The organism is Gottfriedia sp. NPDC057991, assembly GCF_042886615.1.
GTDB lineage: Bacteria > Bacillota > Bacilli > Bacillales > Bacillaceae_G > Gottfriedia.
In genome coordinates, this window is the sequence record NZ_JBHVQN010000002.1 from 553,242 (window position 1) to 567,430 (window position 14,189).

General features: G+C 31.7%; 17 protein-coding genes. 10 read left to right on the plus strand and 7 right to left on the minus strand.

Features of this window, described 5'->3' with window-relative positions:
* Window positions 1-192 precede the first annotated feature (192 nt).
* The 5 genes from ACFVR2_RS10095 to ACFVR2_RS10115 all read right to left on the minus strand — a co-directional run bounded on the left by ACFVR2_RS10095 (window position 193) and on the right by ACFVR2_RS10115 (window position 4,277).
* Entirely contained in the window at window positions 193-1,503 is a 1,311-nt protein-coding gene (locus ACFVR2_RS10095; RefSeq protein WP_387361299.1) for a DUF3967 domain-containing protein, read from the minus strand.
* A 280-nt stretch (window positions 1,504-1,783) separates the two neighbouring features.
* Window positions 1,784-2,047 carry a phage holin gene (locus ACFVR2_RS10100; protein ID WP_088013908.1) on the minus strand — a complete coding sequence of 88 codons (264 nt, stop codon included), beginning with the start codon at window positions 2,045-2,047 and terminating at the stop codon, window positions 1,784-1,786.
* Between the two features lie 198 nt (window positions 2,048-2,245).
* The gene (locus ACFVR2_RS10105; protein ID WP_387361301.1) at window positions 2,246-2,785 is read right to left on the minus strand and encodes a YkyB family protein; all 540 of its coding nucleotides are present in this window, start codon (window positions 2,783-2,785) and stop codon (window positions 2,246-2,248) included.
* Between the two features lie 146 nt (window positions 2,786-2,931).
* The gene (locus ACFVR2_RS10110) at window positions 2,932-3,312 is read right to left on the minus strand and encodes a hypothetical protein (RefSeq protein WP_387361790.1); all 381 of its coding nucleotides are present in this window, start codon (window positions 3,310-3,312) and stop codon (window positions 2,932-2,934) included.
* Window positions 3,313-3,443: 131 nt separating this feature from the next.
* Window positions 3,444-4,277 carry a metallophosphoesterase gene (locus ACFVR2_RS10115; protein ID WP_387361303.1) on the minus strand — a complete coding sequence of 278 codons (834 nt, stop codon included), beginning with the start codon at window positions 4,275-4,277 and terminating at the stop codon, window positions 3,444-3,446.
* Window positions 4,278-4,399: 122 nt separating this feature from the next.
* Here ACFVR2_RS10115 and fadH point away from each other — a divergent pair, with 122 nt between their 5' ends.
* Window positions 4,400-5,164 (plus strand): 2,4-dienoyl-CoA reductase, encoded by a 765-nt coding sequence (fadH, locus tag ACFVR2_RS10120; RefSeq protein WP_387361305.1) that lies wholly within the window; start codon window positions 4,400-4,402, stop codon window positions 5,162-5,164.
* A 13-nt stretch (window positions 5,165-5,177) separates the two neighbouring features.
* Window positions 5,178-6,392 (plus strand): EAL-associated domain-containing protein, encoded by a 1,215-nt coding sequence (locus ACFVR2_RS10125; RefSeq protein WP_387361307.1) that lies wholly within the window; start codon window positions 5,178-5,180, stop codon window positions 6,390-6,392.
* A gap of 100 nt (window positions 6,393-6,492) precedes the next feature.
* Here ACFVR2_RS10125 and ACFVR2_RS10130 read toward each other — a convergent pair whose 3' ends face one another.
* Window positions 6,493-7,224, minus strand: a complete 732-nt coding sequence (locus tag ACFVR2_RS10130) for a class I SAM-dependent methyltransferase (RefSeq protein ID WP_387361309.1) — start codon at window positions 7,222-7,224, stop codon at window positions 6,493-6,495.
* 521 nt (window positions 7,225-7,745) lie between these two features.
* A complete protein-coding gene (locus ACFVR2_RS10135) occupies window positions 7,746-7,979 on the minus strand; it encodes a glutaredoxin family protein (RefSeq protein WP_387361311.1) in 234 nt (77 codons plus the stop codon).
* Between the two features lie 252 nt (window positions 7,980-8,231).
* Between ACFVR2_RS10135 and ACFVR2_RS10140 the strand changes: the two genes are divergently transcribed.
* The 8 genes from ACFVR2_RS10140 to ACFVR2_RS10175 all read left to right on the plus strand — a co-directional run bounded on the left by ACFVR2_RS10140 (window position 8,232) and on the right by ACFVR2_RS10175 (window position 13,910).
* The gene (locus tag ACFVR2_RS10140) at window positions 8,232-8,468 is read left to right on the plus strand and encodes a YkuJ family protein (RefSeq protein ID WP_056474223.1); all 237 of its coding nucleotides are present in this window, start codon (window positions 8,232-8,234) and stop codon (window positions 8,466-8,468) included.
* 179 nt (window positions 8,469-8,647) lie between these two features.
* Window positions 8,648-9,121 (plus strand): ribonuclease H-like YkuK family protein, encoded by a 474-nt coding sequence (locus ACFVR2_RS10145; RefSeq protein WP_387324921.1) that lies wholly within the window; start codon window positions 8,648-8,650, stop codon window positions 9,119-9,121.
* A 53-nt stretch (window positions 9,122-9,174) separates the two neighbouring features.
* Window positions 9,175-9,366: an antirepressor AbbA gene (gene abbA / locus ACFVR2_RS10150; RefSeq protein ID WP_056468609.1), complete on the plus strand. Its 192-nt coding sequence runs from the start codon at window positions 9,175-9,177 to the stop codon at window positions 9,364-9,366.
* Window positions 9,367-9,661: 295 nt separating this feature from the next.
* Window positions 9,662-10,108 carry a cyclic-di-AMP-binding protein CbpB gene (gene cbpB / locus ACFVR2_RS10155; protein WP_248266509.1) on the plus strand — a complete coding sequence of 149 codons (447 nt, stop codon included), beginning with the start codon at window positions 9,662-9,664 and terminating at the stop codon, window positions 10,106-10,108.
* 117 nt (window positions 10,109-10,225) lie between these two features.
* On the plus strand, window positions 10,226-11,095 hold the full coding sequence (locus tag ACFVR2_RS10160) for a transcriptional regulator CcpC (protein WP_387361314.1): 870 nt from the start codon (window positions 10,226-10,228) through the stop codon (window positions 11,093-11,095).
* Window positions 11,096-11,178: 83 nt separating this feature from the next.
* On the plus strand, window positions 11,179-11,895 hold the full coding sequence (dapD, locus tag ACFVR2_RS10165; RefSeq protein WP_335412840.1) for a 2,3,4,5-tetrahydropyridine-2,6-dicarboxylate N-acetyltransferase: 717 nt from the start codon (window positions 11,179-11,181) through the stop codon (window positions 11,893-11,895).
* 245 nt (window positions 11,896-12,140) lie between these two features.
* The gene (locus ACFVR2_RS10170) at window positions 12,141-13,250 is read left to right on the plus strand and encodes an N-acetyldiaminopimelate deacetylase (protein WP_387361316.1); all 1,110 of its coding nucleotides are present in this window, start codon (window positions 12,141-12,143) and stop codon (window positions 13,248-13,250) included.
* Between the two features lie 117 nt (window positions 13,251-13,367).
* Window positions 13,368-13,910: a peroxiredoxin gene (locus tag ACFVR2_RS10175; RefSeq protein WP_098231953.1), complete on the plus strand. Its 543-nt coding sequence runs from the start codon at window positions 13,368-13,370 to the stop codon at window positions 13,908-13,910.
* The last annotated feature ends 279 nt before the right edge of the window (window positions 13,911-14,189 follow it).

Genomic DNA, 14,189 nt, shown 5'->3' on the forward strand with positions numbered 1-14,189 from the left:
ATTACCGTCTAGGGTAACTCCGCTCCTCACCAGGCTTCGCGCCTCGAAAGACAAGCGCTTGCAATCAGTCTGAAACTCAAGTTTTTTGTACTTTGTCTACACACTAAGAGAAGGGAAAATACCCTTCTCTTTTCAAACTAATTATCTTTAAATTTATAACTCGTGAAATAGAAGTGCTAAATAATAAACAAATTATTTTACTGACTTAGGTTTAAAAAAGAGTGATTTAATTGCATTCTTCCAGTCTCTTTCTTTTGAGGCAGCTACCATCTTCTTTGTTTCCTGTAATTCCCTAATCATCCTCATTAATTGAGCATCTCGACCAGATTCTTTTGATTTAATTTCTTCAAACATTTGCTCTAATTTTTCATCTTTTTCTTCAATTACTGTTGCTAAACCTTGAAGCTCTTCACTTTTTTCTTCAACTGAATATAATATTTTTTCTAACTTTTGATCCTTCTCCAAGTTCTGATTGATTAATGTTTGATTTTGAGTTAGGATTTGTTCATTTTGATATGCTAGATTCGTAATTTGAGACATAAACTCTTCAAACATAATTTGATTAGAATTTGTCGGTACAAAAGTAGTGACATTTTCTTTTGAAACAATAGGTTCAGTTACTAGGTTTGATCCATTTAACTTCGAAAGAACTACTTCATCAGGTAGTTTTTTATTTTCCTCTAGCACTTGTTCAACAGTCATTTCTTCAAAACGATATTCTTGGACTACTTCTTCCTCAGAGTTTTGATCTGTATGGCTAAATAATGCACCAGATACTGTAACCTGCTCTTCTTTTTGTAAAGCTTGATCTATTACGACTTCTTCAATTATTTCTAATTGTGATACGGACTCTTCAAACTTCTCAGTATCATGTGAAATAGATTGCTCCATTACGAATTCATCAATAGTTTCTATTTGAGAAAGTGATTCTTCTAAATGCTTTGTATCTTGTGAAGTTATTTGACTTATCTCTGCTACTTCAATTGTTTCTACATGGGATACAGACGCTTCTAAAGGTGTTTCTTCTTGTAAAAGTGAATGATGGATTAATTCCGAATCAATTGTTTCAATTTGGGAATCTGCTACTTCAACAATATCATTCTTTTGTACTTCAATTAGTTCCATGTCATTCTTCATGTCAAAATTCTTATGTATGTTATTTTCTAGAGGAATATTCGGGGTGTTATTTGTTACGAATTCAGTATTTTTTTCCGTCATTTCATTCTCAATTAAAGCTGTTTCAATTACATGAACCTCAGAATGACTTTGAACTAACTGATTATTTAACGCATATTCAACGGATTGTAAAAGATTTTCACTCTTTTGATACTCTTTGATAATCATTTGAAATAATTCGAAATCGTTTTGATTATAGATCCTAGTATCTTGGTTCTTTGTAAAATGATATTCTTTCTTTTCTAGTTCCTTACTAATCTCTCTTACACGAGATTTACCTATTTTTAATTTCTTTGAAATGTCTTTACTTGTAAAAATTACTGACATTTGATATCCTCCTGAAAATGTGTGTTTTTAGAACATTCAATACAAAGTTAAAATTTTCCTACCTAATCTACTTAAAATAATTCTACAATGTATAACAAAGTCCATATGATTACTACAATTAAAATCAATATATGAGGAAAAATAGTGAAAAATAGAAAATATTACTTAAAAAGTAGCATAAATTCGACTCAAAAATAGAGAGTGAAACAATGTTTAATCACTCTCAAACCAAATCTTTAAATTTGTAATCTAATCTATCAAAAAGTAGACATATAGTAATCTATTGATCTGAATTTGTCTGCTTATTCGTTTTTTCTAATCCTGCTTCTTGTAGTACAGCCTTTTGAGCTTGTCCTTTTTTACCTAAATAATTATGCTTAGCACCGAAGTATAAAATAAAAAGGAATGAAATTATATTAATTACAGCATCAATTTGTTCATTATTTAGGAATTTAAACCCAAAAGAATTTAGTAACAATTGAAGTGCAAATAAGAACCCAGCAACATAACGAATAATATCTTGTAAGTTATTATTACCGAACATATCAATCACCCCCTATTAATATAGTATGCTTGCCTCATATAATAGGTGTGACAAATCTATTAAAATATGTGAGGGAAATGATGAATTTCCGTACATTCAAATAAAAAAAGGGAAGATTAAAAACCATTTTATTTAAAAGGTTTTTTAATCTTCCCATTTAATCTATATTAATGTTATTTTAGTAAGAATTGTTTCAACTTATTTCTCTTGCTTACCTTTATTTTTACGAATTGGTTCACTCGGAAAAGTAAATGTAGAGTTATTTAGAAATGAAGAAGCTCTTAAAAATTGCCCTGGGGTATTTCTTCGGTAATTAGATCCGTTTTTGATATGATTTTCAGCTTTAACGTTTTGAATACCTAAGAAATGATGAAGTATTTTTTTGGCATAGCTTAATGACATGGATACTTTTGGGTTACGGTGAGTATTTTCTAATATTCCTAAATGCGGGAGAAGTTTAAAGTCTTCTTTTAACGGTGGTATATGAAAGAAAAAATCTCCACAAGCAATCAACACATCAGATTGTTGTTTACTTGACTTGGGGTTATTTGAAAAATGTAATCCAACTTTCTTAGCAATTCCTTTATCAATAAGCTTTAATATAGCTTGTCTTTTTAGTGAATATAGTTCACTTGGTTCAAGTGCTGTTTTAGCATGTTTATTTACAACAAATATTGCCTGAAAAATTTCTTCATTTGTAAAATTTAGTTTATTCAGGCTAGGTTCTTTCGATTTCATGCTTCTTGGTTACCTCCAAAAAATAATAGATATGAGTATATTATATCTTTAGTTTAAATTTTTTCAAATCAAATCTAGAGAAGTGGTTATATAATAAAAAGCTAATCGAAATAATATTCATTAATGCGACTAGCTTTTTTATTTAATTAGTATGGATAGGGTCCTATATTACCTGGCGAATTTAATCCAGCATTATTAGGTAAAAAAGCACCAGGGTTTACAGGTGGGAAAGGTTGTTGGTATCCAGGAAACCCACCACCGAATCCACCGCCAAAGCCACCACCGCCAAAGCCACCACCACCAAAGCCACCACCGTACGGAGGATATGGTCCGTATGGAGGATAAAAAGGTGGTCTAAACGCTAGTGCACCTAACGCGAATCCGCCTGCTAATCCCGCTAATCCTCCTATTATTGGCAAAATTGGGAAAAAAGGTAGAAAGCGTTGTTCGTTATGATCATAGTAGTAGGATGGAGCATGATCTTCTCTATAATAATGATTAAAATTAGGGTGATATTGATAATTCATGTATTTAACCTCCTCTCTTGTCTTCAATATTAGTGTATGGAGTACTAAAATAATTGAGCAAGTACCCATAAAAATAGGTAACCAACCTAGTACGGATGAGAACTGTGAAGAATAATCATTCTTGATCTTTATTATTTTTTTATTTTGCCTGTAATTTCAATTGATACGATTTCAGGTGGAGTAAATAGGCGAATTGGTAGTTTAGTTGTCCCAATTCCATTTGAAACAACTAAATGACTATTAAATTTACTTGATAGGGTGTAAACACCTCGGTTGTATTTCTTTGCATATGGGGGCATTATAAAGGACTTATATAAAGGTAAATAAATTTGTCCGCCATGGCTATGGCCAGAGAGTTGAAGATTGATCGGATAGTTTTTCGTCAAATCAGCAATGTCAGGTTCATGTGCTAGAACAATTGTATAACTATGTTTTTGAATTCGTTCTAAAACGTCATTATATTGTTTGTTTCCTAGCATATAATCATCGAGACCGATAAATGAAACTTTTTGTTTTTGAACGAAATAAGTTTTTTCTTCGTTTTTTAATAATATAAAATTGCTTTGGGTTAACAGCTCTTCGTATTGTTCAGTAAAATAACCCCCATGATCATGGTTACCATATATTGCAAGTTTTCCTATTTTTGGATTAAGTTCTTTTAAAAGCTGAATAACTTCTTGCTTGTAAGAAAACTTTCGTATATCACTAACCAAATCTCCGGTAAATAGAATAAAATCAGGCTTCATTTGGTTTATATTATTTACGACCTTTTTAAATCGCTCGATATCTTTTTTATTATTAAAGTGAGTATCAGAGATTTGTATTAATTTAATAGTAGTATTCGCATTTAACCGATTGTCTGAAAAGGTTAAATGCTTAGTTCGAATTGAAGTTGGCTCAACATAGACTGAATAATAGATTGTACAAATTAATAGTAAAAAAAATGATGTTCGTTTAATTTTCAATTGTCCCCCGACCTTTTTAAAGGAATAAATACTGCATACTATATTAAATAGTTTAATTGTTAAAAATATTCTCAAAATAACAAAATGTTGTTAAACTATAGAATACAAAGGGAGTGATACGAGTGAAGGATAAGGTAGTGATCGTTACTGGTGGCTCTAGTGGTATGGGGAAAGCAATGGCTATGCGCTTTGCAAAAGAAGGTGCAAAAGTAGTTATTGCTGGAAGAGATTTAGAAAAATTAAATCATGCAAAAGAAGAAATTGAACAATTTGATTGTCAAGTATTACCAATAGCTATGGATGTACGGGATCCTGAATTAATTAAAAATATGGTAAATGAAGTTGATCAAACATTTGGAACGATAGACTTCTTAGTAAATAATGCGGCAGGTAATTTTATTTGTGCTGCAGAGGATTTGTCTGTAAACGGTTGGAACACGGTTATAAATATCGTTTTAAATGGAACCTTTTATTGTAGTTCTGAAGTTGGACGGTATATGATACAACATAAAATTAAAGGAGCGATTACAAATATAATTGCTACATATGCTTGGGATGCGGGTCCTGGAGTTATTCATTCTGCATCAGCTAAAGCTGGTGTCCTTGCCATGACCAGAACTTTAGCCGTTGAGTGGGGGAGGAAATATGGAATTAGAGTCAATGCGATTGCTCCTGGACCTATTGAGCGGACAGGTGGTGCGGCTAAACTATGGCTTTCTGAGGAATTAGAAAATCGCACAATACAAAGTGTACCACTAGGCAGGTTAGGTACTCCAGAAGAAATAGCGGGACTTTGTGCATATTTATTTTCAAATGAGGCTGGTTATATTAATGGTTCTTGTTTTACAATGGATGGAGGACAGTCCTTACATCAATACCCATTCTAGAAGGAGGTTCAAAATGGATCCTTTAGACGTAATAAGTAACTTAGATAAAGTCGTACCATATTTTCAACCAATATATGGAGCCGATACACAAAACTGTGTAGGAGTTGAGGTTGTTGGTAGACTTAAACTTGAAAATTTACACAGCCTTGAATTCTTCTTTGCAAATGATTTGGTGCCAGATGACTACTTATTAGAGGTTGACAATCATATTTTAATTCAAGCTCTCGATGAAGTTGTACAATCTAAATTCGATGGTGGTATTTTTATTAATCGTCACCCTTCAGCGCTTCTTTCAGATGATCCAGAAAATCTTTTATCGATTTTACAATCATATGAAGAAAAGGGCATACAACTAAATAAAACTGTCATTATTCTTCAACATCAACTGTTTTATGGTTTTGAGAAAGAACTAAAAAATTTAATTACATATTATCAAACATATGGTATTAAATTTGCGATTAATAGCGTAAATGAGAAGTTAATTAACTTAGAAAAACTACGGTTTTTGTCTCCAGATATCATTAAAATCGATTTTAAAATGGTTCAACAACTTCATACATCATCATTTCAAGATTTATTAAATTCCGTAATTTATGTGGCAAGAAAAGTAGGGGCATCAATGTACTACGATGGAATAATCGATTCAATTCAATTAAGAAATGCATGGAAAAATGGTGGAAGATTCTATCAAGGTGCATACTTGTTTACACCACAACCATCAATTAGTCAGTTAAATCATGAATGTGAGCCACTAAAGAATGATATCGTAAAATATATTCGGGGCGAAAAGAACAAATTAATTGCGCTAAGAGATATGACTAATTTAATACAACAAAAAGTTGAATCGGCAATTAATAAATTTAAATTAGGAGCGGATTTAAATTCATTTTTAATTAATATATCAAGTGAATTAAATTCCTTTTGTTTTAGGATGTATATTTGTGATGAGGATGGTTTTCAGCAATCAGCTAACTTGTTTAAAGTTAATGGTGAGCAGTGGGAGCTTCAAGAAAAGTATAAAGGTAGAAACTGGAGCTGGAGGCCATATTTTTTAGAAACCGTTTTGAAAATGCAATCAAATGATCAGGGACAATTATCTGATATGTATAGAGATATTGAAACCGGTGAAAAGATTCGAACGTTTTCTTATCCAATGAATAATGGAAGCTATTTATATATTGACTTAAGTTATGATTTTTTATTTAAACATAATGAGTTACTTTTTTAGTGACTCTCTTATAAGATTTAATCAGAAAATGACTGTCGCCTCAAAAAAGACAGTCATTTTTTTGCTGTGCAGTATTTGTTATAAAGGTAATAAAATTATTCTATTTAAAACAAGAAAAAACAAGTACGATTGGTATTCTTTGTCTTCTTAAAAACTCTTCTTCGCTTTTAAAATGTATTTGTTGTGGAGTACCTTCTTTCAAATGATCAATCCGAAATCCAGTCTTTCTTAAAAGATTAAAATATTGTTCAATTGTGCGATGGTATTTGATTACTATTTTATTTATCCATGGTTCTTTTCTTTCGCCAGTTAGAAAGTAATCGTCTACAATCCAATTTTCGCGTCGATCTCCTGATTGTTTACTTAAAAAGGAGGCAGTAGTTAATGGGTGTTGAACACTAAATACAAAATGGCCGTTTTCTTTTAAGCTGTTAAATATTTTTTGAAATAATAGCTCAATGTTTGAAATATAGTGTAGTACAAATCTAGAAGTGACAAGTTCAAATGAATTAGAAGGAAAATAATAATCCTCTATTGAAGTATGATGGACGGTACCTACTGTATCCTTTATATTGGTCAAGGCTGCTTTAATCATGTGCTCTGACCCATCTATGCCTGTATAGGTTTTAGCACCAAGTAGTAGAAGTTCCTTACCAAATGATGCGTCACCACATCCTAAATCTAATATGTTTTTTCGCTTAACATTCCCAATTAGTTCATTGATGATTGGTCCTTCAATCGCATTGTTAGGACTATCTTCTCTTTTTTTTCGTCGAATATATTCTGAAAAAAAATCATCTTGATTGTAAACCGTTGAACCACGAAACACCATAATAACACTCCCTAATCGCTCAAAAGTTTTTTGAAAATTGAAAAGTTGACACAAATTATCTAACTTTAACATTAAATTTGATTTAGATAAAGGGAGAAAGTACCTAGAAAAAATCTTGTTTTGGAACATAAAGGTTTAGTTGATTTTATCAAAAATCGACGAATTCATATATAAATCCTAATTTTAAATAAAAGTAGTGTTTTTCTCTGTCAACTAATGTAAAAAAGATAAGAACGATTCGTGTGGTAAATTTCAATATAATAATGATACGATTAGTAAAAGTTCAGATGAGGGAGGATTTTATTTGAGAGGACTTATTTCGAAAGTTCTTTTTACATCGTCCGTCTTGTTTTTTGTTTTTCATTTTATAGGAGTTGGGTAATGAGAAACTATTCCTGTGGACAAGTCCTTGAAACAATCTTAAAAACAAATGAAGTATAGATTGATAAAAAACACCTAAATGAATGTCATAGTTCATTTAGGTGTTTTTAATTTGAAAAGGAAAGCGAATAGATAATGGATTAACGTTTTTGTAATGCAGCTTCAATTTGCTCCATCTGAACACCTCTAATTACCTCATCATCAATGATTAAAGTAGGTGTTGAGAATGAATCTAACTCAATCATCATTCTTTTTTTAGCATTTTCATCTTTAGAGACGTTATATTCAATATAAGAAACTTTCATTTCTTTTAAATAATTTTTCAAAAATTCACAAGGAGGGCATCCATCTTGTGTGAATAATTCGATCTTCATAAACCGACATCCTTTTTTATTTTTTTCTTAAAGCAATTGTATAAAACTATTATGACATAGAAAAATATAGTATATAAAGAAATTTGTTTTTTAGTTGAAACGACTATTTTTCTTGAATTTATCTTGAAATACAAGTATTCTTATTAATGGACACTTACATAGCTGAAATCTATCAAAAGTTTTTTGGATAGAAATTGTAAGAAAGTAAAACCTATATTTAGGGAATGACACATGGTAGAAAGGAGTTCTAATATGTCTTTATTATTAGGAATTTTAGAACGCTTAGAAAGTTTAAAACAACAAGCTACGAACGGTGAGGTTGCTCAAAGATATTTTGAAGTTAACGGTGAAAGAAAGTGTAGCGTAAAGTATTCTGAGAAAAATGAAACATTTGAATTAGAAGTATTTCAACAAGGTGAAAAGCCACAAACTTTCCCATTCGATAATATCGATATGGTAGCAATTGAAATATACGAAATTATTTCATAAGAAAAGAAAAAACAAGCTTAGCTTGTTTTTTCTTTTTTTTTTAAATATTTTATTACAAAATAGTAAGGTCGTGCTAATCCCAATTCTTAATGAATACATTATTATGTATTGTTATGAAAAGGGAGGTCATATACGTGAATAAAGATCAGTATCGATTTTACAATGTAAGTGAGAGAAATATGAGTTTTGATCATGTAGTTGATCGGCTATATCATTTTGTAAAAAGTGATCCTAATAAACAATATCGACTTTCCATTGGAACAGATTCTCAAGTTCATAGTAATGGAACTAAGTTTATTACAGCACTTCACTTGCATAGAGTAGGTAATGGCGCTTGGGGATGTTTACATACTTGTTGGCATCACAAGAAAATCCGAAATTTAAAAGAGAAAATATTTCTAGAAACTATGTATAGTCAGGAAATAGCTTTTTTATTATCACCTTTTCATTTAGAAAAAATTTTTAGTCCTCTTCATGAAAATGCTAATTCGAATAATTTTAGTTTTGAAATTCATCTAGATATTGGTACGATGGGGCTAACGAAAGAGTTTATACAAGAAATGACATCTAAAGTAAGTGCCATGGGCATCATTCCTAAGATAAAACCTGATTCTTATACAGCATTTAGTTATGCAAATAAATTTACAAAATAAGAAGTTTAAACTAAATAAACATTGATTAAAATGAGGATTAGGAGGGATGATGGATGCTAAGTGAACAAAATTTCACAGAAGATGAATTATCTTTATTGGTCGACACAGTGATGAAACAAAATTATGCAATTGAACTCATTTCATCACAGATAACTGATATAGAAAATGGATTAATGGATGCAGGCGAGGATCAATACGAAAGATTAATACATTTATATCAAAAATTAAGGGATTTAGGACTATGAAGACAAATATAGATGAACGTTTAGATAATAAATTATTTATCTAAACGTTTTTTTGTTTTTTGAATAGTTATAGTTAAATAAGTAAATTTTTAAGAAAAGTTAAATTGGAAAGGGGTTGCAAATCTGATAATATAGGGATGGGGACATAGTCCTTAATTGAATAAAATAATGTATAGGATTTTTTCCATACAGATGATTAGCAAAGTTGTATGTGTATTTATTTGATGTTTGTTTATGAATAGATAATTTCTACCATTTTTAAATACTTTTGCTTTTCTATTGGGGGACGATGTTTTTGATTAGTATTGATGGTTCGCAATTTTTTGAACATAAAGTAGAAGAAGTAATTATTTCAAGCGAAAAAGTGGCTCATGTGCAGATTGGTAACAGTTTGGAGCATGCATTATTAGTACTTACAAAATCTGGATATTCTTCAATTCCAGTGTTAAATCCGAAGTTTCAGTTGCTAGGTTTAATTAGTACGTCCATGATATTAGACAGAATACTTGGATTAGAAAGAATTGAATTTGAACGTTTAAGTAATATGAAAGTTGAAGAGGTAATGGGTACTGAAATACCTTTATTAAAAACGACTGATACGCTCGCTAAAGGGCTTGAATCTGTCGTTGATCATCCTTTTGTGTGTGTGGTTGACGCTAATAATACTTTTGAAGGTATATTAACTCGTAGAGCGATTTTAAAACAATTGAATAAAAATGTGAGAAGATATAATAAGCATTAACCATTAAAAAGTAAGTCATCATCAAATTGACTTACTTTTTTAATGTTGGTTTTTTAGGAAAAAGAATTGTTGAAGAGTCTAATCCAATTTTTATGAATAAAGGCAAGGGGGGATTATGTGCAAATTGATGATATACGTTTAATAATTACTTTGTCTGAAGAGAAGAATATGAGGAAGGCAGCAGAGAGATTGTTTGTTTCTCAACCAGCTTTAAGTCAAAGGCTACAAAATTTAGAGAAACAGGTTGGTAGTGAACTGTTTATTCGTTCTCAAAAAGGATTAATTATTACTGCTTCTGGGGAAATCATATTAAATTACGCGAAAAAGATGGAAGAAACATATCAAACAATGTTAGAGCAGTTACAAATTTTAAAATCCGATATTTCGGGTACTTTAAAGATTGCCGTTTCATCTGTAGTTGCGCAATACTGGTTACCACCAGTTTTAAAAAAATATGTGTCAAGCTATCCCGAAGTACAAGTTTCACTTTTTACCGGTTGGAGTAGTGAAATCACAAATCGCTTATATGAAAATGAAGTTCATCTAGCAATTGTCCGAGGAAACCAAAATTGGTTTGGAGAAAAGGAATTACTTTTTTCTGATGAATTATTATTAGTTGATACAAAAAAACATAGTCTTGAGGAATATAAAACGATACAAAGACCATTTATTCAGTTTAAAAGTAATTCAAATTATTATCAGCTTATCCAGTCATGGTGGTATGAACATTTTAATTCATTACCAAAACATGAAATTGTAGTCGATCAAATTGAAACTTGTAAGCAATTTGTATTGAATGGTCTAGGCTTTGCGATCTTACCTTCCTCTGTATTGCATGATGTTAGTGATGAAAATATTATAAAAACACCGTTAATTACAAAAGAACAATCAGGTTTATATCGTGATACATACTTACTTTATAATCGAGATGCGATGAAATTAAAACAAGTAGAAGGATTTATAGAATCAATTCGAAAAAAAAAATAAAGATTAATCGACAAAATGTTGCTAGTACCTTACTAGATTTGATAGAGTATTCTTATTGATAATAATAAAGGGGGCAATTCATTATGAAATTAATGGACGCAAATGAAATTATTGCATTTATCGCAAATAGCACGAAAAAAACACCTGTAAAGGTTTATGTAAAAGGTCAATTAGACAAGCTTACTATTTCTGAATCAGTTCAATCATTTATTTCTCAAAATTCAGGAGTTTTATTTGGTGAGTGGGATGATGTTAAAGTAATCCTTGAAGAGCAAAAAGAATACATAGAAGATTATGTAGTAGAATCAGATCGTCGTAATTCAGCAATTCCACTTTTAGATGCTAAGGGTATTAAAGCTCGTATCGAGCCAGGTGCGTTTATTCGTGATCAAGTTACAATTGGTGACAATTCAGTTATTATGATGGGTGCTGTAATTAATATCGGTGCTGTAATCGGAGAAGGTACAATGATCGATATGAACGCAGTACTTGGTGGACGTGCTACAACAGGTAAAAACTGTCACGTTGGTGCTGGCGCTGTTTTAGCTGGCGTAATTGAGCCACCATCAGCAAACCCAGTTATTCTTGAAGACAATGTACTAATTGGTGCTAATGCAGTAGTTTTAGAAGGTATTAAAGTTGGTGAAGGTGCAGTAGTAGCTGCAGGTGCAATTGTTACTGAAGACGTTGCTCCTTATACTGTGGTTGCAGGTGTTCCTGCTAGAAAAATCAAAGATATCGATGATAAAACAATTTCAAAAACTGAAATCATTCAGGCTTTACGTCAACTAAATCAATAATAACAAGAAGTAAGCGTAGAATTTATTTTTCTACGCTTACTTTATAGACATTATACTAAAATATGAGTTCAGACTAGTTACAAGCATTTGACTTTCGAGGCGTGAAGTCTGATAAGGAGTGGAGTTACCTTTTAGATGGTAATGAGCACAGATCAAAGCAGGCGAAACAACGAAGAAAGCACTCGTTTGGTAGTCAGTCTGAAGCGTAGAATTTATATTTCTACGCTTTTTTTGGAGGAGTTAAAATGGATTCATTTATTAAAATTAGACGGGATTTACATTTAATCCCCGAACTTGGATTTCAAGAATTCAAAACACAAGCTTATTTACTAGATTATTTATCTAGTTTAGATCAAGAAAGAATGGTAATTGATACATGGAGAACAGGTATTTTCGTTCGAGTAAAAGGGTTAAAATCTACTAAAACGATTGGTTACCGTACAGACATTGATGGATTACCAATGAAAGAAAATACAGGATTAGAGTTTTCATCGATTCATGAAGGCAATATGCATGCCTGTGGTCATGATGTACATATGAGCATTGCGCTTGGTGTTCTTACTAATGTTGTTAATGAGCCAATAAATGACGATGTCGTATTTATTTTTCAACCAGCAGAGGAAGGTCCAGGTGGAGCGGAACCCTTACTTAAAAGTGAAGAATTTAAACCATTTAAACCAGATGTAATTTATGGTTTACACATAGCACCTGAATATCCCGTTGGTACAATTGCAACAAAACCTGGTATGTTATTTGCTCATACATCAGAGCTTTTTATTGATTTTCATGGCTTAAGCGGTCATGCAGCTTTCCCTCATTTAACGAATGATATGATTGTTGCATCAAGTCATTTTATTACTCAAGTACAATCCGTTGTATCAAGAAATGTAAATCCACTAGACAGCGCTGTCATTACGATTGGAAAAATAACTGGTGGTACAGTTCAAAATGTTATTGCAGATCATGTTCGAATAGAAGGTACGATGCGAGCGTTAAGTGAAGAAGCGATGCTAAAATTAAAAAATAGAATTGAAAGTCTTGTGAATGGATTTCAAGAGAGTTTTCAGTGTAAAATAGAAGTAGATTTTGGAAGTAATTACTATGGAGTAATAAACGATGAATCGTTGACGAATGAATTCATTAATTTTGCGAAACAATATGACGGTATTGAGGCCGTTCTTTGCAATGTTGCAATGACAGGTGAAGATTTTGGTTATATGACAAAAGAAATTCCAGGCCTAATGTTTTGGATTGGCGTAAATTCGGAATTCGGACTCCATAACCAAAAATTAAACCCAGATGAAAATGTAATCCCTTTAATGATTCGATTTATTTCTGACTTTATGAAAAAGTAATAATGAAAATGATTTTCAGTTAATAATAATTATAAATTAATATTGACTTTAAATAAGTAGTTTACTATAATATCACTTGTATGATAAATAGTTACATAAATATTGGAGGTAATAACGATGGCAGAACGTTTAGTAGGAAAACAAGCACCACGCTTTGAAATGGAAGCAGTTTTAGCAAATAAAGAATTTGGTAAAGTAAGCTTAGAAGAAAACATGAAAAACGATAAATGGACAGTTTTATATTTCTATCCAATGGACTTCACTTTTGTATGTCCAACTGAAATCATAGCAATCTCTGATCGTTACGACGAGTTTGAAGATCTTGATGCAGAAGTTGTAGGTGTTTCTACAGATACAATTCACACTCACTTAGCATGGATCAACACTGATCGTAAAGATAATGGCTTAGGTCAATTAAAATATGCATTAGGTGCAGATACAAACCACGCTATTTCTCGTGACTATGGCGTATTAATTGAAGAAGAAGGTATTGCATTACGTGGATTATTCATCATCAGCCCAGAGGGTGAATTAATGTACCAAGTAGTACACCACAACAATATCGGTCGTGAAGTTGATGAAGTTTTACGTGTACTTCAAGCTTTACAAACTGGTGGACTTTGCCCAGCTAACTGGAAACCAGGTCAAGCAACTCTATAATTCTAAACAATTAAGAATTAATGTCAAAGGTCTAACTCATAGTTAGGCCTTTTTAAACACAATAACGAAAAGTGGAAGGCGTTTGTTAAAGACCCGACAAGCATAAGGCAAGGGCCGAGAAAAGTTGGTTTTTACTTTTATCGGTCATTGACTTATGACCTCGAGGGTCTAACGCCTGGAGCTAGACAAAACGAAAAGTGAAAGGCGTTTGCTCTAACGCCTGTAACTTGACAAACACCAATAGTAGAACAAGCTCACTTAGAGCTAATGAAACAAGTA